The sequence below is a fragment of the Nocardia speluncae NBRC 108251 genome (genome assembly GCF_001613245.1).
Lineage (GTDB): Bacteria > Actinomycetota > Actinomycetes > Mycobacteriales > Mycobacteriaceae > Nocardia > Nocardia speluncae.
The window spans coordinates 744183-766442 of the sequence record NZ_BDBZ01000002.1 but is presented as its reverse complement, the minus strand read 5'-3'; the positions used below and the strand labels follow the sequence as shown (position 1 = coordinate 766442).

Sequence of the window (22260 nt, the reverse complement as noted above, 5' to 3'; positions counted from 1 at the left end):
ATGGCTGTCGACGAGGCGCTACTGGAAACGATCCGCAGCGGTATCGGTTCCCGAATCACTCACTCGCTCGGGCTGATCACCGGCCTGATGATCCGGCGGTATGCGCGGGCAGTGGGCGAGACGAATCCACTGTATTACGACGCCGGCTATGCCAGGGACCGAGGCTACGCGGACGTGGTGGCGCCGCCCAATCTGGTGACGGCGGTGAGCTGCTGGGACGAAGGCGCCGCCGAGGAGGACCTGCGAGCGGATGGTGTTCCCAAGGCCGTGCAACTGGTCGGCCTGCCGACCACCGGAGTCCGGGTGATGGGTGGTGGAGAGGACATGGAGTTCCATTCACCCATCACGGCAGGCACGACGCTGGTGGAGCGATCCACGATGATCGACGCCGAATTGCGGCCGGGCCGCAACGGGCACTTCATCGTCGTCAGCTACCGGCACGAGTTCGTCGACGACAGCGGAAAAACGCTGTTGACCTCGACACGGAAGGTTATTCTCCGATGAACAGCCCGATCGCGGCCAACAGTGAGCTTCGGTTCGGCACGGTGCGTGTCGGCGACCGGCTGCCGGAAAAGCGGCATGTCCCCACTCGTCTTCAGCTGTTCCGGTACAGCGCGGTGACATGGAATACCCACCGAATCCACTTCGACAGTGACTACGCGGAAGTCGAAGGTTATCCGGATGTACTCGTGCAGTCACATCTGCACGGCGCATTTCTGGCGCAGCTGTGTACGGACTGGATAGGTTCTCGGGGTCGCCTGACGAAGCTGGGTGTTACCGTCCGGCGCTTCGCGGTGCCGGACGACGTTCTCGTGTGCACTGGAGTGGTTACCGATATCGAGCGTGCCGACGGCGACCACGGGGTCGTTCATATCGACCTGAACGAGACCCGGGAATCAGATCATGTGGTGTGCGCCATCGGGGCAGCCACCGTTTCGCTGCCCCTGTGATCATGGGCGATTCTACTGAGAAGGTGAAAATGGCGGCCACCCGCGATATCCTGCGCATCGGAAACTGTTCGGGATACTATGGCGACCGGTTCTCTGCCGCTCGCGAGATGGTCGAGGACGGCCCCCTCGATGTCCTGACCGGTGACTACCTCGCCGAACTGACGATGCTGATTCTGTGGAAGACTCGGCAGCGCAATGCTTCCGGCGGTTATGCGACGACATTCCTCGCGCAGATGGAACAGATACTCGGTACCTGCCTCGACCGAAATATCAAAGTCGTCACCAACGCCGGCGGGCTCAACCCTGGTGGGCTGGCCGCCGAACTCGGACGGGTGGCAGAGAAACTCGGCCTGAACCCGAGTATCGCCCATATCGAAGGCGATGACCTTCTCGACCGAATCCCGGATCTGCAAAAGCGCGGCCACCCCTTCGACCATCTCGGCACGGGTGAGAGCCTTGCCGACGCAGGTGTAGAACCCGTGACCGCGAACGCGTATCTGGGGGCCTGGGGGATCACCGAAGCCCTTCGCGCGGATGCCGATATCGTGGTGTGTCCCCGAGTGACCGATGCCTCACTGGTCGTCGGCCCGGCAGCCTGGGCCTTCGACTGGCAGCGCGACGATTGGGACCGGCTCGCCGGCGCGGTGGTAGCGGGCCACATCATCGAATGCGGGCCACAAGCGACCGGCGGCAACTACGCCTTTTTCACCGAATTGCCGACAACGGCGCACCTGGGCTATCCACTGGTGGAGGTAGCGGCGGACGGGTCGTGTGTAGTCACCAAGCACCCCGGCACCGGAGGCGCGGTGACGGTGGATACGGTCACCGCGCAGATCGTCTACGAGATCCAGACGCCGGATTATCTCAACCCCGATGTCGTCGCCCGGTTCGACAGCATCACGCTGTCGGACGACGGCCCGGACCGGGTGAGGGTGAGCGGGGTGCGTGGGCGCCCCGCGCCGGATACGGCGAAGGTCTGCCTGAACTATGAAGGTGGGTACCGGAACAGTGCGACCTTCGTGGTCACCGGGCTCGATATCGAGGCCAAAGCCGATTTCGCGGTTCGCTGTCTCACCGATGCTGTCGGTGGGGCGGAGACGTTCGCCGAGACCGATATCCGCCTGATACGCACCGATAAGGAGAACGCGTCCAGCAACTTCGAAGCGCAGGCGCGTCTCCGGATTACCGTCAAAGACCAGGACGAACACAAGGTGGGCCGCCGCTTCTTCAAGGCGGTCGCGGAATTCGGTCTCGGCAGCTATCCGGGGATGTATCTCGAGCAGTGTGACCGGGTCGCCAGTTCCTATGGTGTCTACTGGCCGGCATCGGTGCCGGTCGATGTTCTCGATCAGAGGGTCGTATTCCAGGACGGCCGGAAGCTCGATGTCGCGCTTCCTCCCGTACGGTCGTACCAGCCCAGCGAGACCGGTCCTGCTGCCGGGCAGCCGATTACTGATACCGATGAGACGATCACCGCTCCGCTGGGTCTTATCGTCGGCGCACGATCCGGAGACAAGGGTGGCGACGCCAATATCGGTTTCTGGGCGCGCTCGGATGAGGCGTACGCGTGGATGCGGAGCTATCTCGACAGCGAGCGCCTGCACGACCTGCTACCCGAGGCGGCCGGACTGGACATCGATCGTTACGAGCTACCCCGCCTACGTGCGATCAACTTTGTCGTGCGCGGCCTCCTCGGCGACGGTGTGGCTGCGACGACGCGACCGGACCCACAAGCCAAGGGACTGGGCGAGTATCTGCGTTCGCGTTTCGTGGAAATCCCCCGAGCACTTCTGCCGGAAGGATACGCCCTCGATGCTGCGCCCAAGGAGGAACCGGCCCGATGAGTATTTTCATGGACAAGGTATGGACGCCCCTCACCGCCGAGAACGTGGCACGAACTCCGGGATCGGTCGGCGTATTCGAAGTATCCGACGGGAATGAAACCGTCGCCATCGACTACGCGGGCGGCAACAGTCTGTTCGGACTCAGGGGTGCGCTCGAAGAATGGATCGGAAAGAAGCCCGGCCTGTCGTTCCGGTACGAGCGGACCAATTCGTACCTCTCTCGCTATCGCGAACTCGTGCAGGTCCACACCAACGAATTCGGTGCGCCTCCGCAGAATTTGCAGGGCACAGATGCTCCGGCCGGGCATATCCGACGGAATTAGAATCAAAGGAGCCACCATGGCGTTTGCCATCACCGATGTCCAGCAGGAACTCATCGAGAATGTGCGGCGGTTCGTCCGCAATGAGATTCTCCCACTGGAGTTGGAGCTCGATCCTGATGAGTCTGCAGTGGACGCGACGACCCTCGCCCGGCTGACCGCCAGGACGAAGCAGATGGGTCTGTACAACCTCGACGTGCCGGAGGAGTACGGCGGTGTAGGCGCCGATACAGTGACTCGCACGCTACTGGCCATGGAGATGGCACAGCATCGGGCCGGCTTGTACGCACCGTGCTATGCGGCATTCGGACAGCCGGACATGGGCCAGCTGTACGAGGGGACCGATGCACAGCGGGAGAAGTATCTGTACCCGATCCTGCGTGGTGAAAAGAGTTCGTTCTTCGCGCTCACCGAGCCGTCCGGCGGGAGCGATCCCGCGCGGGCGATCCAGACTCGGGCCAAGCGTTCCGGCTCGGACTGGATCATCAACGGCAGCAAGGTCTTCATCAGCGGCGCCGATACGGCCGACTTCGGGCTGGTCTTCGCCCGTACCGGAGATCCCGGGTCCGGCCGCGAGGGCATCACCTGTTTCATCGTCGATGCGGATACGCCGGGGTTCTCGGTTCGGCGAGTTATCCATACACTGCGCTCGGGCCACTATCCCACCGAGCTGTCGTTCGACGACGCACGGGTACCTGCCGAGAACGTGCTCGGTGAAGTCGGGCAGGGGTTTTCACTGGCCAGCGAGCGGCTCACCAAGAATCGCATCCCCTACGCCGCGGGCTGTGTGGGCGTGGCGCAGGCCGCGCATCGCATGGCGGTCGAGTACGCCGGTACCCGCTCGGTGTTCGGTGCGAAACTCGCAGACCACGAAGGCATTCAATGGATGCTGGTCGATAACGAGATCGACCTGCGTTCGGCTGCGCTCATCGTCCTGGACGCCGCCCAACGTGCCGACAGCGGCCTGCCCTTCCGGACCGAGGTGGCGATCGCCAAGATCGTCGCTACCGAGGCCGCCGGGCGAGTGGTGGACCGCGCTCTCCAGATCCACGGTGGTTACGGGGTAACGAAAGACCTTCCATTCGAGCGCTGGTATCGAGAGCTGCGGATCCGGCGGATCGGTGAGGGCACGACCGAGACCCAGAAGATGATCATCAGTCGTGACATGCTGCGCAGCCGTTACAAGGGTCTGCTCGAGCGATGATGCCGGGTGTGCGATGACATCGGATGAACAGCGCGTAGAGACGCTGTTGGAACTTCACGGGCTGAGGCTGGACCCCGACGATCTGTCGTCCATCGCGAACGACTATCGCCTCATGCGGGCCCAGGTCGACGAACTGCATCGGACCGCGTCCGATGGTATTCCTCGCGATACATCGGTGCCGAAGCAGTTTCCCGCAGTCGCGGCGAATACGTCGGTTCCGCAGGGGACAGCGCTGACAATCGAGGCAGTCGCTGCCTCGCTGCGGGACGGGACGAGTTCGGCCGCAGAGGTGGTGCAGAATATTTTCGCGCGCATCGATCGCCATGACTCCACTCTCGGTGCCTACGTGAGTATCTTCCGGCGCACAGCGTTCGATGCGGCGGCGCGTGCTGATCGCGAGCTTGCCGCCGGCCGCGACCGTGGCCCGTTGCACGGGATCCCACTCAACATCAAAGACATGATCGCTACGGTAGAAGGGCCGACTCGGGCGAACAGCCTGATCAGGCTTCCGCAGTGGCATACAGATCGCGACGCGGTGGTGGTGGCGCGGTTGCGAGCCGCGGGAGCGGTCATCGTCGGTAAGACGACAACAAACGAGTTCGCCTTGGGGCCCAACGATCCCGCCAGAGGCTTCCCGATGCCGCGCAACGCGTGGTCGGTGGATCGTTACGCAGGTGGGTCGAGTTCGGGTGCGGCCATCGCGGTCGCCTCGGGAATGTCGCTGGGGGCCGTCGGAACCGATACATCGGGGTCGATCAGGCACCCCGCCGCGCTCAACGGCGTGACCGGTCTGAAAGTTACGCGTGGGCGCGTTCCGGTCACTGGTGTGATGCCGTTGTCCCCGTCTCTCGACACGGTCGGTCCGATCGCACGGTCGGCTCGCGACTGCGCGTCGCTACTACAGGTCATAGCCGGTTACGACGCGACCGCCCCGGAATCGAGCCGGTCTCCGGTCCCCGAGTACCTCGAGGCGATGGATGGTTCGGTGCGCGGGCTTCGAATCGGCTGGCCGAAACACTATTTCTTCAGTGAGGGCAATGTCGGCGATCCGGTACGTCTCGGTGCGCTCGCCGCGATAGAGCAGCTACGCGCGGCCGGCGCATCGGTGTCGGAGGTCAGCGTTTCCCACGCAGACACCGCCAGAACGGCCGGCATAGTCGTTCTACTGGGGGAGGCGTTGGCCTATCATCGCGATACTCTGGCATCGCACTGCGCGGACTACGGCGTCTACACCCGCGGACTGCTCGCTCGCGGCGCGCTTTTCTCTGCCGCCGACTTCGTCCAGGCCGAGAAGATCGGCGCGATGTTCCGGCAAGAAGTGTCCGACGCGATGCGCGACTGCGACGTACTCGTCCTGCCGACAATGCCTACCGGTGCGCGACTGCTCCACGAGACCGACCCGACGATGATGGACCGCTGGTCGAGCGCCTCGTTCATGGCGCAGTGGAATCTCACGGGATTGCCGTCCTGCGCGGTGCCGATCGGCTTCGACCCCCTCGGCATGCCCCTTTCGATGCAAATCGTCGGGCGGCCCTTCGACGAGATCACTGTGCTGCGAGTCGCCGACGCGTACCAGCGACTGACAGATTTCCACCTGGCTGTCCCGGATGCTCCGGGTGACCGGGCCTCGACACGCCCCAACAGCGCCTGACCCGATCGGACGACGGCGACACCCGACCCAGCAGTGTCCAACAAAGGAGTATGAGACATGGCTGATAACAATGCTTCCGGCGCCGGTCGCGAGGTAGCAACGAGCCCATACGGGATCGATGATCAGATCGGTCGGCTCAACTTGATGAGTCCCGAATCCCGCGCTGCGGTCATCAGCAATATCGATGGTGCGCAGTTCTTCGATCTATCCGTGGACTACTTCATAGGAATGCCGTCGTGGCAGGCGATCGGTGATCCGTCCTACCAGATCTGGATGACACACACGCCGCACGGCAACGTTGTCGAAGGGCTTCCGACCGTGTCACGGGAAATGACGGAGTACATCAGCTACTCCGGTGACGCGATGATGATGTACACCCACACCGGTACACATATCGACACACTCAACCACTACGGCTACAACGGCCGGATCTACAACAACTTCACCGAGCACGATCATCTGGCGAGCCGGGGTTGGCAGGTCTCGGGTGCCGATAAAATGCCACCGATTGTGGCGCGTGGCGTACTGCTCGACTTCGCGGCCCTGCGCGGGGTCGACATGCTGCCGGACCGATACGGGATCACCGCGGAGGACGTCGACGAATGCCTTGCCCACCAGGGGGTGGACATTCAGCTCGGTGATGTCGTACTGATCCGGACCGGCCGGATGCGGGACTGGCCCGACGCGGTGAAATGGGGCGAGAACCCGCCCGGGCTGACCCGCCCGGCCGCCGTTCACCTCGTGGAGAAGGGCGCGATGATCGTCGGTTCCGACACCATGTGCGTCGAACAGGGCCCGACCACCGACCCTGACAACTACACGCCGGTGCACACCTATCTGCTCGCCGAAGCGGGTGCCCCGTTGATCGAGGTGCTGTATCTGGAAGACCTTGCGGCGGCGAAAGTCTACGAATTCGGATTCTTCGCGGCCTGTTTGCGGCTGCGCGGCGCGACCGGATCGCCATTGCGTCCGTGGGTCTTCCCGTACCGGAAACAGTGAGCCGGCCGACTGCACGAATCGGCGACCGGAAGCCGAACCGAACCAGAAATCCATCCATCTGTATAAGGAGATGCCATGCGCGACGCTGTCATCGTAGCCGCTGCTCGTTCCCCGATCGGGAAACGAGCAGGGGCATTGTCCACAGTTCACCCTGCGGACCTGTCCGCGAATATACTCTCCGCCCTCGCGGAGCGCGCGTCCCTGGACCCGGCGGTGGTCGACGACGTGATCTGGGGTTGTGTCAGCCAGGTCGGTGAGCAGACCTTCGATATCGCGCGCGGTGCTGTGCTTTCTGCCGGCTGGCCGGAAACGGTCCCGGGTACGACTGTCGACCGGCAGTGCGGCTCGTCTCAGCAGGCCATTCACTTCGCGGCCGCCGGTGTCATCGCGGGCCACTACGACGTTGTGGTTGCCGGTGGCGTCGAATCGATGTCACGCGTCCCGATGGGGTCGGCAATGGGTGCCCAATCGCCGATCGGAGCCCTGTACGCGAAGCGATACGGCGAAGCCCTGCCGAACCAGGGGCTTGGCGCCGAGCGAATCGCCGGCGAGTGGTCGTTCTCGCGTGCCCAGCTCGATGCATATTCGGTGCGGTCGCACCACCGGGCCGCGGCCGCGGTGGCCGAGGGATCATTCGACGCGCAGATCGTCGAGATCGAGACGCCGGATGGGCCTGTACGCTCCGACGAGGGCGTGCGACCGGACTGCTCGGCGGAGGGCTTGGCCAGGCTGCGCACTCCTTTTCTCGAGGGTGGTGTGATCAGCGCCGGGAACAGCTCCCAGATCAGTGACGGCTCCGCGGCCCTGCTCATCACCACATCGGAGGTGGCGAAGCGCAACGGCTGGACGCCGCTGGTGCGGATCCACACCGCCGTGGTGGTCGGCAGCGATCCGAACATCATGCTCACCGGTCCGATTCCGGCCACAGCGAAAGCGCTCGCGCGGGCTGGTCTGAGTATCGCTGATATCGGTGCATTCGAGGTGAACGAAGCGTTCGCTTCGGTGCCGATGGCGTGGCAGGCCGAGTACCGGGCTCCCGAGGAGAGGCTGAACCCGCTCGGCGGTGCTATCGCCCTGGGGCATCCGCTCGGTGGGTCCGGGGCGCGCATCGCCACGACTCTGATCCACCATATGAACGAGCGCGGGATCCGGTACGGCCTTCAGACGATGTGTGAGGGTGGCGGCCAGGCGAATGCGACGATTTTCGAGCTGGTCGACTGACCTGAAGTGTTTCGAAGTACTGAGTAGCGGGCGGGCCGGTGGTGCGCCCGCCACTCGTTCATACACCAGAACGAAATAGTATCGGGTACATCGAAAGGTGTTCGGGGCCTGGCCGTTCAGAGGGAGGCGTTACTGATGTGCGCTCCTCGGGGGGTCGGAAAGGTCTCCGCCAGGAGGATTTCCACCGATCCCGCCGTCATGGCAGAGTGATCGCCGAACGTCACAGAATCCTTGCCTGGTTCTCCGGTGCACTCGGTTTCTCATCGGCTTTCTGATAGAGATCCGGCTTCGTGGCTTCAGCTCCCCAACCGGGCCGATGTGGTGGGGCGCCTATGGGCTGACGGCGTCGACGTAACCGGCCGGTGAGTTGCCGCTGTGCCGGATCGGGTGCCGGGTGTCGGCGCGCCCGGATCGGCTCGCCAGGCCAGAGTCAGCGATTCCCGCAGGTGATTTTTCAACTGACGGGTGCGCGGATCGTCGGAGTTGCGTGGCCGCAGCGCCTCGGCCACCAGGACTAGGAACCGCCGCCGGGTCATCCCGAATTTCAGGAACAGTTCCTCGGCCCCCGCCCCGCCGAACGGCGCCCATCGGATGGCGAAGCCCACCAGTGGCAATACCTCGGCGTTCAATGCTCTGCCCATCTCCAGCGCGCGGCACTGCTGCAACGCGGTACGCACCCAGGAGGTGCCGCAGGATAGGCCTGGTTCCGGCCGGTCAGTCGACGGCATGTGCGACCTGCGCTCCCTCGCCGCTGCGGCGTGCCCGCCGGGGAACTATCGGGCCGCCGGTTTCCGGGACCACCGCGAACACGGGGAATCTGTCCTCTCGGGGGCAGGGCTGGAACCGTACCCGCACCGGGCGGCACGGGGCCACCGGGATCCGCCCTTCGACCGAGGTGTAGACCCACGGTCCTTCGTCGAGTTCGACAATGGCAATGGTCAACGGTGTCGCGATGCCGGTCACGCCGCGCTCCACCACCCGCCAGGACAGGATCGAGCCGGTACCGGTCGACGGCACCCATTCCAGATCGCTCGACGCGCACGACGCGCAGTCGACGGTGAGCGGCGCGAACAGGCGGTCGCAGCGCGCGCAGCGCCGGATCATCAACACGCCCGCCACGCACTCGGCGGAGGTGGTGCGGGGACTCTCGAAGCGGAATGGATGCATGGCTGCCTTCGCGGTCGATATCGACGGGATGGCTCCAGCCTGTACGTTCCGGCGTCGGGACGCGTCGGCCGAACGGCCCACGACATACCTATTTCTGCTCCGTTCGGGGCCCCGGCAGGGTGCCATGCGAGCGTCAAGCGTCCCCTGGCAGCGCTGGAGCCGAGGTTGCGTGATCGGTCATCTCAGCAATGTGGCCCATCGCTGGGCCGAGGCGGTGATGTCGCGGGCGACGTGGTCGAGGAAATCGGCCATACCGGCCAGCCGCTCGCCGGCGGCTGTGGTGGCGCCGACCTCGGCTGCGCCGGTGCGGGCTGCGCGCGCGATTGCCGCATTCTGCCGGGCACCCGCAATGGTGGCGCGCACCCACGCGGTTTCGTCGATGATGTAGCGGTCGCGGCGCCGGGGTTCATCTCGCTTCTTGGAGATCAGTTCCTGTGCTTGCAGATACCCGACCGCGGCGGAGATGGCTGCTGGACTCACGCGCAGTGTTGTGGCGAGTTCGGCGGCCACCGAACTGCCGTCCTCGGCAGTCATCAGAAAGGCCAATACGCCGGAGGCGGTGTGCGGCATCCCCGTATCGACGAACAGCGAAGTGAGACGGCCGATAGCGGGTAGGGCGGGGCAATCGTCGCGGTTGTCGCCGGGCAGCTGTGTTCGGTCGGGGTTCGCCTGCCTGCGGGACCGTTGCCGACTGGCGCGGTGCGCCTGTTCGGGGCGGTAACGCCCGGGGCCACCGTTGCGGTTCACCTCCCGGCTGATCGTCGATGTCGGGCGATCCAGCTGCCGCGCGATGGCGGCATAACCGATTCCGGCGCGCAGGCCGGCGGCGATCTCGATGCGGTCTTGTTCCGACAGTCTGGATCCTGGCATCTGGGTGGGTCCTCTCTGGATGGTATTCGGTCGATATGCAGCGTTGATCGGCAGCTAGTTGCAACGAATGTTCGCCGGTGAGAGCGTTAATCGGCAGGGCGATTGCAATACATTTGTCCTGTCTGAGCTGTGTATATACCCAATTGTCGGGCCGTTGTTGTTGAGTGTGTCCTTAATGCAACATAGCGTTTTCTTGTACCTGAACGAAATGGCAAGGAGCGACGATGACACAGCCTCGGGAAGCAGCCGAGAACACCGCAGCGGCTTCGCACACTCGCAGACCACCGGGACGCCCCTTCGACCCCCCGATCGAACTATCCGAGCAGCGCGAAAAGTGTCCTCTCGCCCGGTGGACCTTCCCCGACGGCCACCACGGCTGGCTGGCCACCGGCCATGCCGAAGTCCGGGCCGTGCTCGCCGATCCCCGGTTCAGTTCCCGCTACGAACTGATGCACAACCCGGTTGCCGATCTGGGGCCGTTGTCGCCTGCACCGATCGGCGACCTCCTCGGTGTGGACGCACCCCAGCACACCCGGTACCGCAGCCTGCTCATCGGCCGGTTCACCGTGCGCCGGATGCGGCAGCTCACCGCCCGCGTCGAGGAGATCACCCATTCCTGCCTGGACACGATGGGAGACTCGGGCGGGCCGCTGGACCTGGTCGAAAACTTCGCGCACCCCATCCCGGCGCAGATCATCTGTGAGCTGCTCGGGGTGCCGTTCGCCGAGCGGAAGACCTTCGAACACCATGCGCTCGCCGTCAACAGCGCCGACAGCAGCCAAATGGACCGGCTGGCGGCCTTCGCGGTGATCGAGGAGTATGTGCGCGGGCTCGTCGCGACCAAACGAGCGACTCCGACCGACGATCTGCTCAGCGACCTGACCACGACAGACCTCGACGACGACGAACTCGCCGGACTCGGCACCTTTCTCCTCGGCGCCGGCCTGGACACCACCGCGAACATGCTCGGTTTGGGCACCTTCGCCCTGCTCACCCACCCGGACCAGTTCGCCGCACTGCACGACGATCCCGACCTCGCGGACCGCGCAGTCGAAGAACTGATGCGCTACCTGACCATCGTGCACACCAACTCGCGTGTGGCACTCGCCGATATCGAGCTGGCCGGCCGGACGATCGCCGCCGGCGAGACCGTTGCGCTTTCGCTGCAGGCAGCGAACCGGGACGCCCGCCGGTTCGATGATCCCGCCGCGCTGGACATCCACCGCAACGCCACCGGCCATCTGGGCTTCGGCCACGGTCAGCACCAATGCCTGGGGCAGCAGCTCGCCCGCGTCGAGATGCGAGTAGCCCTGCCCGCACTGATATCTCGTTTTCCGGAGCTCCGCCTCGCAGTCGCACCCGGCGACGTACCGCTGCGGCACGGCGCGGATGTCTACGGCGTGCACAGCCTGCCGGTCACCTGGTGAGCCCGATGCGGGTCGTGGTGAACCGCCGGTTGTGTATCGGTGCGGGGATGTGCGTACTGACCGAACCCGAGGTGTTCGACCAAGCCGACGACGGCAGGTCGGTGGTGCTCGACGATGATCCGTCACCCGAGCGGTACGACAGAGTTCGCGAGGCCGAACAGGCATGCCCCGCCGGCGCCATCCAGCTCGTCGCCAGTTCCTGACCGAACCGGTCGCGGGGGTATCCAGGGTCGGATAGGCAACGCCGCGCTGTTGTGCGGCGGCATACGGCCGTGGGCCGAACCGGGCAGTGGGAACGGCCTACAGCCCGGGTGGGCCCAGGTGCGTGGAACGATCTGCCGCGAGACTCCGATACAGGCCACTGAGATCCAGGGAATCGGCCGGGTTGGTGCGGACCTGTGCGGTGCGGTCCACCTGGTGGTGCAGCGCTTCCATCTTCTCGTCGAGCTGGGTGGCGACTTCGGCGGCCTGGGCGAGATCGCTGCGGAGGTTCGGGGGTACCTCGCCCCGGTACTTGTAGTAGATCTTGTGTTCGAGGCTGGCCCAGAAGTCCATGGCGATCGTGCGGATCTGGATCTCGACCGGTATCCGTTCCGTCCGTGCGGAACGGAACACCGGGATCGACACGATCAGGTGCAAGCTCTGGTAGCCGTTCGGTTTGCGGTGGGCAATGTAGTCGCGCTCTTCCAGGACGGTGATGTCTTCCTGGCCGACCAGCCTGTCCCGGATCGCGGCGATATCGGAGATGAAACTGCAGACCACCCGGACCCCGGCGATATCGAGAACATTTTCCCGGATCGCCGCCAGGTTCATCGGGTAGTTTTTGCGCTGCACTTTTTCCAGCACGCTTTCGGGCGATTTCAGCCGCGATCGCACGTGTTCGATGGGGTTGTACTCGTGGGTGCTGTTGAAGTCCTCGCGCAGGATATTGATCTTGGTCGTGATCTCGTCGATCGCGAACTTGTAGCCGAGCATGAAGTCGACGAACTGTTCACGCAGCACATGGACATGCTCGACATCGATCCGCCCCGCCGCACCGGAGAAACCGTCGACGGCTGTGGTGTCCGGGTGCCAGGGCTTCATTGCGCCCATTGTGCCCGCACCAGCGATTTCCTCGCCACATCGAGTGACCATATCCACCATGATCCCGGTCGCGCCGTACCGGGCGCGACGCCTCCGGCCGGATATCCCACTGTTCGACCAGGTCGGACGCCAGAATATGGCGATGCGAACCTATGCCCGTGTGCTGCCGGCGGTCGTCGCCGGAGTGCTCGTTGTCTTCGCGCCTACCGTCGCGGCCGCCCCTGCACCGGGTGGCTCGGCTCAGCTTCCGTTCCCGCTGACGCTCCAGCCGGAGGGCGTACAGGCGCCGGCCGCGGTACTGGCGGAGGCCAATACCGGTGTGATCGTGTGGTCACGGCAGCCGGATACCCGTCTGCCGATCGCCAGTCTCACCAAGGTGATGACGGCGGTGGTCGTGCTCGAATCGGGTGATCTCGAACGTCCGGTCACGGTGTCGCACGCGGCCGTCGACTCCGCCGCCGCCCACGGTGGCAGTACCGCGGGCCTGGTACCGGGGGAAGTGCTCACCGCGCGGCAGCTGTTGTACGCAATGATGCTGCCGTCCGGTTGCGACGCCTCCTACGCTCTGGCCGAAGCGTTCGGACCCGGCCGGGATGCTTTCGTCGCCAGGATGAACGCCACCGCGCACCGGCTGGGTATGCCGAACACGCATTTCAGCGACCCCAGCGGATTGCCTGTCCCCGACGATTTCGCCACCTACTCCACGCCCGCAGAACTGGTGCGGCTGGGCAGGCACGCGATGGGGAACCCGGTGTTCCGGGAAATCGTCCGGACACCGGTCCAGCACCAGCCGGCCGGGCCTGCGAACCGGCAGCACGTCTGGGAGAACACCAACGGGCTGCTCCAGGAGTATCCGGGCACCGCCGGTATCAAGACCGGCTCCACGAATGCCGCGGGGACCTGTCTGCTGTTCGAGGCGACTCGGGGCGGCCAGCGGCTGATCGGGGTGGTCCTGAACAGTTCACCCCACGACCTGGACGCCGCAACGGCGGATGCCCGGCGCATCATGGACTGGGGTTTCCTCCCGATCCTCAGCTCGCTGCCGATCGGCTGATCCGGCAGTGGCCGGGCCCGGCCGTCGGCTCGGCGGATCGGGCGAAACCGGTTTCGACAGCGCCCGGGCACAGGCAGTTTGCGCGGATACCGCGCCTGCGTACTCCACGGCGACGGATTTGGTCAGCATGTTCACACCGCCTTTGGCCGCCTTGTAACTGGCGGCGCCACCTCCGGTGACAGCGACGACGGATGACAACGACCCCACCGTGACGATGGACCCGGTGCCGGCCTCGATCATATGGGGCAGGCAGTGCTCGAGGCTGAGAAATACACCCGTCAAGTCGATGCGCAGGACCCTTTCCCACTCATCGAGGTCGAGCAGGTGAAGGCGGCCGGTGGCGGCGATCGCGGCGTTCGCGAACAAGCCGGTGATCTGCCCCGGCCGGGCGGCGGCGGTCGTCATTGCGGTGGTCACGGAGTTCTCGTCGGCAACATCGCATTCGATGGCGGCCGCGCGCCCACCCTGAGATACGAGGGATTCCACGATATCTCGGACGGCAGGGGGTTACGTCACGGTTTGGAACGCACTCGAATACGCCGTGCGCGGCGCCTCGCCGGGGGAACTGATGACATCGCTGCCCAGGTCTATCGGCTCGATGCGACCGCCGGGTGAGGCCGTCCGACGGTCACGTCGAGACCGGGCGAGCGCGCTCAATCGACGAACTGGCGCCGGAGCTCATGTTTGAGAATTTTTCCCGTGGCGTTGCGCGGTATTTCCGGCAGGCAGATATACCGCTTGGGAATTTTGTAGCGGGCCAGCCGCTCACCCAGGAAGGCGGCGATATCCGCGTCGGTGCCCTCGAATCCGTCGTCCTGCACGATCGCCGCGACACCGATCTCGCCCCATTTGTCGTCCGGTGCACCGAATACCGCGCATTCGCGCACCCCCGGCATCTCCAGCAGCGCGGCCTCCACTTCGGCGGGGTAGATGTTCTCGCCGCCGGAGATGATCATGTCCTTGAGGCGGTCGACGATCCGGACGAAACCCTCGTCATCGGCCACCCCGATATCGCCGGAGCGAAACCAGCGCCCGTCGGCGAACGCGTCCGCCGTCGCCTCGGGGCGCTGCCAGTATTCGCTCGTCACATTGGGTCCGGAGATCTGGATTTCCCCCGCTTGCCCCGGTCCGGCCGGGTGGCCGTCCGCGGTGACCAGCCGGACATCGGTGAAGAAATGCGGGACCCCCGCCGAACCGAGCTTCCGCTCGACCTCATGGGCGTGCAGGACCAGCGCGCCGGGGCCCGTTTCGGTCAGCCCGTATCCCTGGCACATCGGAATCCCGCGTTCGGAGAAGGTGCGCAGCGTCCGAGGCGGAACAGGTGCCGCCGCGACGTTGACGAAGCGTAGCGAGGATAGATCGCGGTGCGGCCAATCCGGGTGCGTGCTCATCAGATCGCACATAGTGGGGACGGCGAACATGAACGTGACTCGATGCCGCTCGATCACCTCGAGTAGGCGGCCGGCCTCGAATTTCGGTTCGATGACAACTGTGCCGCCCTTCAACATCGTGGGGTTGGCCACCATGTTCAACGCGGCGGTATGGAACATAGGGCTGCACACCACGGAGACATCCGCGGTGCGCAGGTCCAGGTCGATCACTGCGTTCATCGCGGTGAAGATGACGTTTCCGTGGGTCGTCACGACACCTTTCGGGCGCCCGGTGGTGCCCGAGGTGTACATCAGGAAACAGGGATCATCCAAGGTGACCGGGACATCGGGGCGTTCGTGCGCCGCGCCCTCGACGAGCAGCGCCTCGTAGGAGAGTTCCGGATCGTCCGGGCCGCCGTCGACGACGATCCTGGTGGGCACCTGTGCCACGGCGGCAGCCGGAACCACCACCTCGGCCAGGTCGCTGGTATGGATGAGCACCGACGCGCCGGAATCGATGAGCGCGTACTCCACTTCGGGTGCGGTGAGCCGGGCATTCAGCGGAACGAAAACGGCGCCGAGGAGGCCGGTGGCGTAGAGGGTTTCGAGATAGGCCGGGTGGTTACCGCCGATCAGTGCCACGCGGTCACCGGCTTCGACTTTCCGTGCACGCAGCGCATTCGCCAGCGCGGTGACCCGGCGATCGAGCTCGGCGTAGGTCAGTTCCCGGTCCCGGAAGATCATGGCCGTTTTCGTCGGCGCCACCCGGGCCCGCCGGTACGGCCACGACCCGATTCCTTGGTTGAGCATGCGACAGCTTCCTTGCCTTGCCTTGTGTTCCGCCGTGGAGCGCTACTGTACGAGCGCGCGTCCGATGATTTCCTTCATGACTTCGGTGGTGCCGCCATAGATCCGGCAGGCGCGGGAATCCATGGACTCGCATGCCACCGGGTATTCACGCATGAATCCGTAGCCGCCGTGCAGCTGGACGGCGCGGTCGGCGACCTGCGACTGCAATTCGGTCGTCCACCACTTGGCCATGGCGGCGGTCACCGGATCGATCGTTGAAACCCGACAACCCCATCGTGACTGCTTGGGCGCCCACCCGATTCAGCTCTTCGATCAGCACGGCGTCGAAGCGGAAATCGCCGGTGCCGCCGCCACCGTACTGTTCGGCGACACCCAGGCCGAGCAGTCCCAGGCGCCCGGCTTCCCGGAAGAGCCTGTGATCGACCCGGCCCGCGTCGGACCGGGCGGCCAGGGTGCGGGGCTACTTCCTTCTCGGCGAAGGAGGGGACCATGGTGCGGAAGTCTCGGTGTTCGTCATCGAAGACCGTGCGGGGCAGGGGTGGCAGAGCCATGGCGGCGGGTCCTTTCGAACGAACGGGATGTCGTGCCGTCCGGGGAGCTCCTACCACCAAAACTCATAACGTTGATAATGTCAATAATGTATCTTCTTGTCTACCTTCGCGTGGGTGTCCGGTCGGGTCATGGTGTTCGGCCGGGGGAGATGATGCTCCGCAGTGTGTCCCGCAGGCCGTCGACCATCCAGGCCGGCAGAGGGTGTAGATGTTCCTCCTGGGCGCGCTGGACCGAGGCCTGGGCGCGCAGGCAGAGCTCACGGCCGGTGTCCGTCGCGACCAGTAGTTTGCTGCGCCGGTCGTTGGGATCGGGTTGCCTGCGCACCAGCTCACGTTCCTCCAGGCCGTCCAGTAATGCGACGACCTGGCTCGGGTCCATGCCGCTGGCGTCGGCCACGCTTTTCTGGCTGATGCCGGCAGGGTTCTCGCAGGCGAGATGGAGCACGGTGTAGCTGCGAACGCGCAGGCCCTCGGGGGCGAGGACCTGGTTCACCTCCTGGGTGAGCAGCGCCGCCGTTCGCGACAGGAGGAATCCGATGTCCTCGGTCAGCGGCGGCATCTTCTCCGTGGTCACCTGCAACTCCTGTTCGTCTGTGGTCCGGTCAGCTTAGAAGGAGGATTCGCCGGGGCCTATTACTTGAGATAGTCAATAATGTATGTTCTCATGCAAACGTACAATCTATCCCAGGAGGAGCCTTCATGGACCTGAGCAACAAGGTCGCGGTGGTCACCGGAAGCGGACGGGGTCTGGGCCTGGCCTACGCCAAGGAACTGGCCCGCCACGGGGCGGCCGTCGTGGTGAACGATGTCGACGCCGAAACTGCGGAAAATGCTGTCGCGACCATCGAATCCGCCGGCGGCCGGGCCGTCGCCGTCGTCGCGCCGGTCGGCTCCGCCGATACCGCCCGCCGGCTCGTCGCCGCCGCGGTCGAGAACTACGGCCGGTTGGACGTGATGGTCACCAACGCCGGAATTCTGCGCGACAAAGTGCTCTGGAAGATGACGGACGAGGACTTCGACGCCGTCATCGATGTCCATCTCAAGGGCACCTTCACCTGCGTGCGCGAAGCCGTGGTCCGCTTCCGCGAGCAGGGTGCGGGCGGTCGCGTGATCTGTATCGGCTCACCGGCCGGCCAGCGGGGAAATTTCGGCCAGACCAACTACTCGGCCGCGAAAGCCGCAATCGTCGGCATGGTCCGTACCTGGGCGATGGAGCTACAGCGCGCCGCCGTCACCGTGAATGCCGTATGTCCGGTGGCCGTCACGGCGATGACCGAGACGATTCCGCTGTTCGAGCCGTATATCGAACAGTCGAAGCAGACCGGCGAACTCCCGGCCCTCATCCGCCGCGATGTGGGGATGGGCACACCCGATGATGTCGCGGGCCTGATCGCGTTCCTCGCCTCCGATGCCGCCGCCGATATCACCGGCCAGGCGATCTCCGTCGGCGGCGACCGCCTCGCCCTGTGGACCCACCCGCAGCTCACTGCGGAAACCTTCCACGACGGTGGATTCTCGGCCGAAGATGTCGCCGCCACATGGAACGACTCCCTCGCCGGTCGCCTCGAATCGGTCGGCGAAGAGTTCCCCGAGGAGCTGACCGGAAAATGAGCGGCTACGAATTCGGGCTCCGGACCGACGAACTCGTCGCGATCGATTTCCACACCCATGTCGAGATCGACGGCTGTGGCCACAAATCCCTCGATCCCGAGCTGATCGCGGCCTCGGCGAAATACTTCAAATCGGGTGCCGAACGCACACCGAGTATCCAGACCATCGCCGAGCACTACCGGGCGCGCAAGATGGCCGCGGTGGTATTCACCGTCGACGCGAGCTCGGCCAGCGGGCATCCGGTGAACTCCGTGGAGGAGATCGCCGAATACGCCGCCGAGAACAACGATGTGCTGATTCCGTTCGGCTCTGTCGACCCGATCCAGGGTAAGGCTGCCGTTTCCCGCGCCCGGCGCCTGGTGGACGACTACGGCGTCAAGGGTTTCAAGTTCCACCCGAGCCTGCAGGGTTTCGCCCCGAACGACCGCGCCTACTATCCGCTCTACGAAGTGATCGCCGAGGCCGGCGTGCCCGCGCTGTTCCACACCGGGCAGACCGGGATCGGGTCGGGGCTGCCCGGCGGGCACGGGATCAAACTGCGCTACTCCGACCCCATGCTCCTCGACGATGTCGCCGCCGACTTCCCGGAACTCACCATGGTGATGGCGCATCCGGCGGTGCCGTGGGTCGACGCCCAGATCGCGATCGCCACCCACAAGGCCAATGTGTACATCGACCTGTCGGGTTGGTCGCCGAAGTATTTCCCGCCGCAGCTGGTGCACGCGGCGAACCGGATGCTGCGCGACAAGGTGCTGTTCGGCTCGGACTTCCCTGTCATCCAGGTCGACCGGTGGATGGCCGATTTTGCCGGGCTCGACATCAAACCCGAAGTCACCTCGAAAATTTTCAAAGACAATGCCCTGCGCGTGCTGGGCCTGGCCCCTCAGGAGAACGAATGACCGCCGTCGATTTCCACACCACCCATCTGTCGAACCTCGGTGAGCTGGATGCACTGGCCGGCAGCTCCCTGGGGACCAGTGCCTGGTTCACCGTCGACCAGAACCGTATCCAGACCTTTGCCGACGCCACCGACGATCAGCAGTGGATCCATACCGATCCCGAACGCGCGGCCGCGGAGAGCCCCTTCGGGGGGCCGATTGCGCACGGCTACCTGACACTGTCGCTGATCATCCCGATGTGGGACGAGATCCTCACGGTCGACAGTGTCACCATGGCCGTCAACTACGGCCTGAACAAGGTCCGTTTCACCAACCCGGTCCCGGCCGGTAGCCGCATCCGTTTGAACGCCGGTCTGAAATCGGTGGAGACGCTGCCGAAGAACGGTGTGCAGGTCGTCATCGACGGCAAGATCGAGATCGAGAACACCGAGCGGCCCGCCGTCATCGCCGAAGCCATCTACCGCTTCTTCGAATAGGTCGCCGATCACCGACGCGGAAACCGCCGCTCGGATCGGAGTATCGTACCTGCTAGGCGCCCAATCGGCTCTGCCGGTAGCGGGCGGTGCGCCGCCGTGCCGGCCCGGACGGCGCCAGGTCCAGCCGCCGTCCGATCTCGGCGGCCGCGGTCTGCACCGACAGATGTATCCGCTGGTCCGCGCGGATCTTGGCTACCGAACCGAAAACCGACACGGCGGCCGGCTCCCCGTGACCCATCGTCCCGATCGGCGCCGCTACACAGCTGAAGCCTTTCATGCACCGCTCGTGCTCGTAGACCATACGCAGTTCCCGGGCCCGGTCGATCTCCGGTGAGCCGTCGTGGGCATACCGGTCGAGGGCGAGCAGAGCCTTGCCGATCGCCGAGGTTTCCGCGCGCATCCGGCTGCCGACCCGCGAGCGGATACCGGCGACGAGTTCCCCGCCGACTTTCTCCAGATAGACCACCTCGTCGCCGTCGAGTACGCCCAGGTGCACGATGCAGCCCGTCACCCGATGCAACCAATGCAGGCTGGGGAGCGCGGCCTGACGCAGCGCGTTCTGCTGGGACGCGGCCGAGCCGAGCTCGATGATGCGCATACCCAGCTGGTATTGCTTGCCGTGCCGGTGCACCCAGCGCAACGCGACCAGCTGTTCCAGTGCGCGATGCGCCGACGACAGCGGTAACCCGGTGGCCGCGACGATCTGCGACAGGTTCATGGGTTCGACGCCGTCGAGCACATCGAGGATCGAGGCCGCGCGCTGCATGACTCCGGTCGGGGTCTCGCCGGTATTCTGCGACCGCATCCGGTCTCCTTCCTCATCTGGACAACGCGACGGGATAACTCCACGTCAGGGCTCCGCGATGCCACCTCGCACCATAGGTCGCGCCGGATGCGGCTGGTACGAGTTTTTCCACTGTCCGGAAACTCCGCTGTCGGCGATGGTGCCGGCGGGTTGTAATCCGTGGATGACCGAACTCTGCTCATTCACTCCCGCTGCGCTGCTCGCGGGCCGGCGGGCCGTGGTCACCGGTGGTGCCGCCGGTATCGGCGCCGCCGTCGCGCGGGCATTCGCCGCGCACGGTGCCGATGTCCTGGTCGCCGATATCGAGCCGATCGGCTCGGTCGAATTCGATGCCGCCGCGGGCGGCTCGATAACGCAGGTGGAATGGGATGTGCGGGTTTCGCCGTGCCCGCCCAGGATCGTCGAGCACCGGCCCCACATACTCGTCAACAATGTCGGCCACTACCTGCAGCCGCCGCATACCTTCGCTACCAACGCGCCCGCGTTGTGGGACGAACTGCACGACATCAATTTCGCGCACGTCCTTCGCCTGACCCAGGCGCTGCTACCCGGGATGACCGAGCGCGGCACCGGTTCCATCATCAACCTCACCACGGTCGAGGGCCATCGCGCGATCCCCGGCCATGCCGTGTATTCGGGATACAAAGCCGCGCTGACCGGATTCACCCGGTCGCTGGCCGCGGAGATCGGTCCCGCCGGAATCCGCGTCAACGCCGTCGCCCCGGACCTCATCGAGTCGGTCCAGGTGCCCTACGCGGCGCTCGTACCCGAGGAGGACCGGCACCTGTGGCCGACCTGGTCGCCGCTCGGCGGTCCCGGCAGGCCGGACGATGTGGCCGGTGTCGCACTGTTCCTCGCCTCCGACCTGTCCCGCTTCGTCACCGGCGGCACCATCCACGTCGACGGCGGAACCCACGCCGCGGGTGGCTGGGTGCCGCGGCACTCCGGCGGCTGGACCAACCGTCCCCGTAATCCCTGACCCGACGACCGAAAGTCATCTCAGTTATGAAGATTCTGATCATCGGCGGCACCGGCATGATCGGCGCGCACGCCGCGCTGCACCTACGCGAACACGGCGACGACGTCACCGTCGCGGCGCGCGGGGAGATCCCCGCCAGCTCCCCGGTCGCCGGCTTTCCACTGCTCACAGGCGATTACACCGTTCCCACCTTCACCCGGGAACAACTGTCGCAGTTCGACGGCATCGTCTTCTCCGCCGGTCAGGATGTGCGGCACAAAAAGGCGGATGACGACCCAGCGCAATTCTGGGCGGATACCCAGATTGTGGGTGTGCCGCGGTTCGCCGAACTCGCCAAAGAGGCCGGCGTGGGCTGTTTCGTGCAGGTAGGCAGCTACTACCACCAGCTGCGACCGGATCTCGCGGACAACAACCCGTACATCGCGGCCCGGAAGGCGGCCGACGAGGGTGCGCGCGCGCTCGCGGACGAATCGTTCAGGGTGTGCACGCTCAATCCGCCCTCGATCATCGGGGCCGTATCCGGAGCCTCGGCCCGTCGTTATCGGCGGATGGTCTCGTGGGCGGCCGGAAACGAGCCCGATATCCCAGATTTCGCTCCCGTCGGCGGTACCAACTACATGTCCGCCGCCTCACTTGCACAGGCGATCCGCGGTGCTCTGCTCGACGGTGAGTCCGGTGCGGCGTATCTCATCGGCGACCAGAACCTCTCGTACCGGCAGTTCTTCCAGATGATGGTCGACGCCGCCGGCGGCGCGCGGGAAATCACCGAACGCGACGAACAGCATCCGCTGCTGCCGGACGCGGCCATCATCCAAGGTCGCGGCAACACACTGGCATACGAACCGGATGCCGGTGAGGTGCGGCGGCTGGGTTATTCCCGCAACGACTGCGCGCGTGCCGTCGCGGCGCTCATCGACGTGGTCGTCACGGCCGCGCACTGAACCCTCCGATTTCCGTGCGGTGGGCTAC

At 65.2% G+C, this 22260-nt stretch carries 25 protein-coding genes and 1 pseudogene; 16 read left to right on the top strand and 10 right to left on the bottom strand.

The features are described 5' to 3' along the window. The 8 genes from NS6_RS06320 to NS6_RS06285 all read left to right on the top strand — a co-directional run bounded on the left by NS6_RS06320 (position 1) and on the right by NS6_RS06285 (position 8189). On the top strand, positions 1 to 504 hold the full coding sequence (locus tag NS6_RS06320) for a MaoC family dehydratase (protein ID WP_168443398.1): 504 nt from the start codon (positions 1 to 3) through the stop codon (positions 502 to 504). Then, the gene (locus NS6_RS06315; RefSeq protein ID WP_068037531.1) at positions 501 to 950 is read left to right on the top strand and encodes a hotdog family protein; all 450 of its coding nucleotides are present in this window, start codon (positions 501 to 503) and stop codon (positions 948 to 950) included. Before NS6_RS06320 ends, NS6_RS06315 begins: the two co-directional genes overlap by 4 nt. A gap of 2 nt (positions 951 to 952) precedes the next feature. Beyond that, positions 953 to 2794: an acyclic terpene utilization AtuA family protein gene (locus tag NS6_RS06310; RefSeq protein ID WP_245669144.1), complete on the top strand. Its 1842-nt coding sequence runs from the start codon at positions 953 to 955 to the stop codon at positions 2792 to 2794. Next, positions 2791 to 3117, top strand: coding sequence for a DUF7508 domain-containing protein (locus NS6_RS06305; RefSeq protein ID WP_068037527.1), 327 nt, complete (start codon positions 2791 to 2793; stop codon positions 3115 to 3117). Before NS6_RS06310 ends, NS6_RS06305 begins: the two co-directional genes overlap by 4 nt. A gap of 16 nt (positions 3118 to 3133) precedes the next feature. Next, positions 3134 to 4318: an acyl-CoA dehydrogenase family protein gene (locus tag NS6_RS06300; RefSeq protein WP_068037524.1), complete on the top strand. Its 1185-nt coding sequence runs from the start codon at positions 3134 to 3136 to the stop codon at positions 4316 to 4318. 13 nt (positions 4319 to 4331) lie between these two features. After that, positions 4332 to 5969 (top strand): amidase, encoded by a 1638-nt coding sequence (locus NS6_RS06295; protein WP_084470652.1) that lies wholly within the window; start codon positions 4332 to 4334, stop codon positions 5967 to 5969. Between the two features lie 57 nt (positions 5970 to 6026). Then, on the top strand, positions 6027 to 6968 hold the full coding sequence (locus NS6_RS06290; protein WP_084470651.1) for a cyclase family protein: 942 nt from the start codon (positions 6027 to 6029) through the stop codon (positions 6966 to 6968). A 75-nt stretch (positions 6969 to 7043) separates the two neighbouring features. Then, positions 7044 to 8189, top strand: a complete 1146-nt coding sequence (locus NS6_RS06285) for a thiolase family protein (RefSeq protein ID WP_068037517.1) — start codon at positions 7044 to 7046, stop codon at positions 8187 to 8189. A 296-nt stretch (positions 8190 to 8485) separates the two neighbouring features. On the opposite strand, the gene NS6_RS06280 is transcribed toward NS6_RS06285, so the two are convergent. The 3 genes from NS6_RS06280 to NS6_RS06270 all read right to left on the bottom strand — a co-directional run bounded on the left by NS6_RS06280 (position 8486) and on the right by NS6_RS06270 (position 10226). After that, positions 8486 to 8866, bottom strand: coding sequence for a hypothetical protein (locus NS6_RS06280; RefSeq protein WP_068037512.1), 381 nt, complete (start codon positions 8864 to 8866; stop codon positions 8486 to 8488). A gap of 37 nt (positions 8867 to 8903) precedes the next feature. Then, positions 8904 to 9356 carry a Zn-ribbon domain-containing OB-fold protein gene (locus NS6_RS06275; protein ID WP_068037510.1) on the bottom strand — a complete coding sequence of 151 codons (453 nt, stop codon included), beginning with the start codon at positions 9354 to 9356 and terminating at the stop codon, positions 8904 to 8906. A 177-nt stretch (positions 9357 to 9533) separates the two neighbouring features. Next, complete coding sequence (locus tag NS6_RS06270; RefSeq protein WP_068037507.1) at positions 9534 to 10226, bottom strand: GbsR/MarR family transcriptional regulator; 693 nt, start codon at positions 10224 to 10226, stop codon at positions 9534 to 9536. 224 nt (positions 10227 to 10450) lie between these two features. Between NS6_RS06270 and NS6_RS06265 the strand changes: the two genes are divergently transcribed. After that, entirely contained in the window at positions 10451 to 11653 is a 1203-nt protein-coding gene (locus NS6_RS06265; protein ID WP_068037495.1) for a cytochrome P450, read from the top strand. Between the two features lie 5 nt (positions 11654 to 11658). After that, on the top strand, positions 11659 to 11856 hold the full coding sequence (locus NS6_RS06260; RefSeq protein ID WP_068037492.1) for a ferredoxin: 198 nt from the start codon (positions 11659 to 11661) through the stop codon (positions 11854 to 11856). 97 nt (positions 11857 to 11953) lie between these two features. On the opposite strand, the gene NS6_RS06255 is transcribed toward NS6_RS06260, so the two are convergent. Next, a complete protein-coding gene (locus tag NS6_RS06255; RefSeq protein WP_068038151.1) occupies positions 11954 to 12736 on the bottom strand; it encodes a GTP pyrophosphokinase in 783 nt (260 codons plus the stop codon). A 58-nt stretch (positions 12737 to 12794) separates the two neighbouring features. On the opposite strand from NS6_RS06255, the gene NS6_RS06250 reads away from it, so the two are divergent. Continuing rightward, positions 12795 to 13790 carry a D-alanyl-D-alanine carboxypeptidase family protein gene (locus tag NS6_RS06250; protein WP_245669143.1) on the top strand — a complete coding sequence of 332 codons (996 nt, stop codon included), beginning with the start codon at positions 12795 to 12797 and terminating at the stop codon, positions 13788 to 13790. On the opposite strand, the gene NS6_RS06245 is transcribed toward NS6_RS06250, so the two are convergent. From NS6_RS06245 to NS6_RS06230, 5 genes and pseudogenes are all read right to left on the bottom strand, one after another. Next, positions 13698 to 14276 (bottom strand): SDR family NAD(P)-dependent oxidoreductase, encoded by a 579-nt coding sequence (locus tag NS6_RS06245; protein ID WP_068037490.1) that lies wholly within the window; start codon positions 14274 to 14276, stop codon positions 13698 to 13700. The genes NS6_RS06250 and NS6_RS06245 overlap by 93 nt on opposite strands. A 167-nt stretch (positions 14277 to 14443) precedes the next feature. Further along, the gene (locus NS6_RS06240) at positions 14444 to 15970 is read right to left on the bottom strand and encodes an acyl-CoA synthetase (RefSeq protein ID WP_068037484.1); all 1527 of its coding nucleotides are present in this window, start codon (positions 15968 to 15970) and stop codon (positions 14444 to 14446) included. 42 nt (positions 15971 to 16012) lie between these two features. Then, positions 16013 to 16207, bottom strand: a pseudogene (locus NS6_RS36165) (acyl-CoA dehydrogenase family protein); the annotation flags it as partial. Then, complete coding sequence (locus tag NS6_RS36160) at positions 16116 to 16355, bottom strand: hypothetical protein (RefSeq protein ID WP_281211397.1); 240 nt, start codon at positions 16353 to 16355, stop codon at positions 16116 to 16118. The pseudogene NS6_RS36165 and the gene NS6_RS36160, both read right to left, overlap by 92 nt. A gap of 293 nt (positions 16356 to 16648) precedes the next feature. Further along, entirely contained in the window at positions 16649 to 17095 is a 447-nt protein-coding gene (locus NS6_RS06230; RefSeq protein ID WP_245669142.1) for a MarR family winged helix-turn-helix transcriptional regulator, read from the bottom strand. Positions 17096 to 17220: 125 nt separating this feature from the next. Between NS6_RS06230 and NS6_RS06225 the strand changes: the two genes are divergently transcribed. Genes NS6_RS06225 through NS6_RS06215 form a run of 3 tightly spaced genes read left to right on the top strand, consistent with a single transcriptional unit; the run spans position 17221 to position 19507 of the window. After that, on the top strand, positions 17221 to 18132 hold the full coding sequence (locus NS6_RS06225; RefSeq protein WP_068037477.1) for an SDR family oxidoreductase: 912 nt from the start codon (positions 17221 to 17223) through the stop codon (positions 18130 to 18132). Next, positions 18129 to 19031 (top strand): 4-hydroxyphenyl-beta-ketoacyl-CoA hydrolase, encoded by a 903-nt coding sequence (gene couO / locus NS6_RS06220; protein ID WP_068037472.1) that lies wholly within the window; start codon positions 18129 to 18131, stop codon positions 19029 to 19031. The genes NS6_RS06225 and couO overlap by 4 nt, the downstream gene beginning before the upstream one ends. Beyond that, on the top strand, positions 19028 to 19507 hold the full coding sequence (locus tag NS6_RS06215) for a MaoC family dehydratase (protein ID WP_068037470.1): 480 nt from the start codon (positions 19028 to 19030) through the stop codon (positions 19505 to 19507). Before couO ends, NS6_RS06215 begins: the two co-directional genes overlap by 4 nt. Before the next feature lie 52 nt (positions 19508 to 19559). On the opposite strand, the gene NS6_RS06210 is transcribed toward NS6_RS06215, so the two are convergent. Next, entirely contained in the window at positions 19560 to 20312 is a 753-nt protein-coding gene (locus NS6_RS06210; protein WP_068037468.1) for an IclR family transcriptional regulator, read from the bottom strand. A 163-nt stretch (positions 20313 to 20475) separates the two neighbouring features. Between NS6_RS06210 and NS6_RS06205 the strand changes: the two genes are divergently transcribed. Both NS6_RS06205 and NS6_RS06200 read left to right on the top strand, forming a co-directional pair. Next, positions 20476 to 21291, top strand: coding sequence for an SDR family NAD(P)-dependent oxidoreductase (locus NS6_RS06205; RefSeq protein WP_068038141.1), 816 nt, complete (start codon positions 20476 to 20478; stop codon positions 21289 to 21291). A gap of 26 nt (positions 21292 to 21317) precedes the next feature. Further along, positions 21318 to 22232: an NAD-dependent epimerase/dehydratase family protein gene (locus tag NS6_RS06200; protein WP_068037466.1), complete on the top strand. Its 915-nt coding sequence runs from the start codon at positions 21318 to 21320 to the stop codon at positions 22230 to 22232. Positions 22233 to 22260 lie beyond the last annotated feature (28 nt).

Excerpts from the sequence above, each read along its gene's own strand:
- NS6_RS06265 (WP_068037495.1), top strand. The coding sequence starts at position 10,451 with ATGACACAGCCTCGGGAAGCAGCCGAGAACACCGCAGCGGCTTCGCAC.
- NS6_RS06270 (WP_068037507.1), bottom strand. The coding sequence starts at position 10,226 with ATGCCAGGATCCAGACTGTCGGAACAAGACCGCATCGAGATCGCCGCC.
- NS6_RS06285 (WP_068037517.1), top strand. The coding sequence starts at position 7,044 with ATGCGCGACGCTGTCATCGTAGCCGCTGCTCGTTCCCCGATCGGGAAA.
- NS6_RS06260 (WP_068037492.1), top strand. The coding sequence starts at position 11,659 with ATGCGGGTCGTGGTGAACCGCCGGTTGTGTATCGGTGCGGGGATGTGC.
- NS6_RS06320 (WP_168443398.1), top strand. The coding sequence starts at position 1 with ATGGCTGTCGACGAGGCGCTACTGGAAACGATCCGCAGCGGTATCGGT.
- NS6_RS06205 (WP_068038141.1), top strand. The coding sequence starts at position 20,476 with ATGACCGAACTCTGCTCATTCACTCCCGCTGCGCTGCTCGCGGGCCGG.
- NS6_RS06315 (WP_068037531.1), top strand. The coding sequence starts at position 501 with ATGAACAGCCCGATCGCGGCCAACAGTGAGCTTCGGTTCGGCACGGTG.
- NS6_RS06250 (WP_245669143.1), top strand. The coding sequence starts at position 12,795 with ATGATCCCGGTCGCGCCGTACCGGGCGCGACGCCTCCGGCCGGATATC.
- NS6_RS06290 (WP_084470651.1), top strand. The coding sequence starts at position 6,027 with ATGGCTGATAACAATGCTTCCGGCGCCGGTCGCGAGGTAGCAACGAGC.
- NS6_RS06310 (WP_245669144.1), top strand. The coding sequence starts at position 953 with ATGGGCGATTCTACTGAGAAGGTGAAAATGGCGGCCACCCGCGATATC.
- NS6_RS06215 (WP_068037470.1), top strand. The coding sequence starts at position 19,028 with ATGACCGCCGTCGATTTCCACACCACCCATCTGTCGAACCTCGGTGAG.
- couO (WP_068037472.1), top strand. The coding sequence starts at position 18,129 with ATGAGCGGCTACGAATTCGGGCTCCGGACCGACGAACTCGTCGCGATC.
- NS6_RS06210 (WP_068037468.1), bottom strand. The coding sequence starts at position 20,312 with ATGCGGTCGCAGAATACCGGCGAGACCCCGACCGGAGTCATGCAGCGC.
- NS6_RS06240 (WP_068037484.1), bottom strand. The coding sequence starts at position 15,970 with ATGCTCAACCAAGGAATCGGGTCGTGGCCGTACCGGCGGGCCCGGGTG.
- NS6_RS06200 (WP_068037466.1), top strand. The coding sequence starts at position 21,318 with ATGAAGATTCTGATCATCGGCGGCACCGGCATGATCGGCGCGCACGCC.
- NS6_RS06295 (WP_084470652.1), top strand. The coding sequence starts at position 4,332 with ATGACATCGGATGAACAGCGCGTAGAGACGCTGTTGGAACTTCACGGG.
- NS6_RS06300 (WP_068037524.1), top strand. The coding sequence starts at position 3,134 with ATGGCGTTTGCCATCACCGATGTCCAGCAGGAACTCATCGAGAATGTG.
- NS6_RS06255 (WP_068038151.1), bottom strand. The coding sequence starts at position 12,736 with ATGAAGCCCTGGCACCCGGACACCACAGCCGTCGACGGTTTCTCCGGT.
- NS6_RS06305 (WP_068037527.1), top strand. The coding sequence starts at position 2,791 with ATGAGTATTTTCATGGACAAGGTATGGACGCCCCTCACCGCCGAGAAC.
- NS6_RS06225 (WP_068037477.1), top strand. The coding sequence starts at position 17,221 with ATGGACCTGAGCAACAAGGTCGCGGTGGTCACCGGAAGCGGACGGGGT.
- NS6_RS06275 (WP_068037510.1), bottom strand. The coding sequence starts at position 9,356 with ATGCATCCATTCCGCTTCGAGAGTCCCCGCACCACCTCCGCCGAGTGC.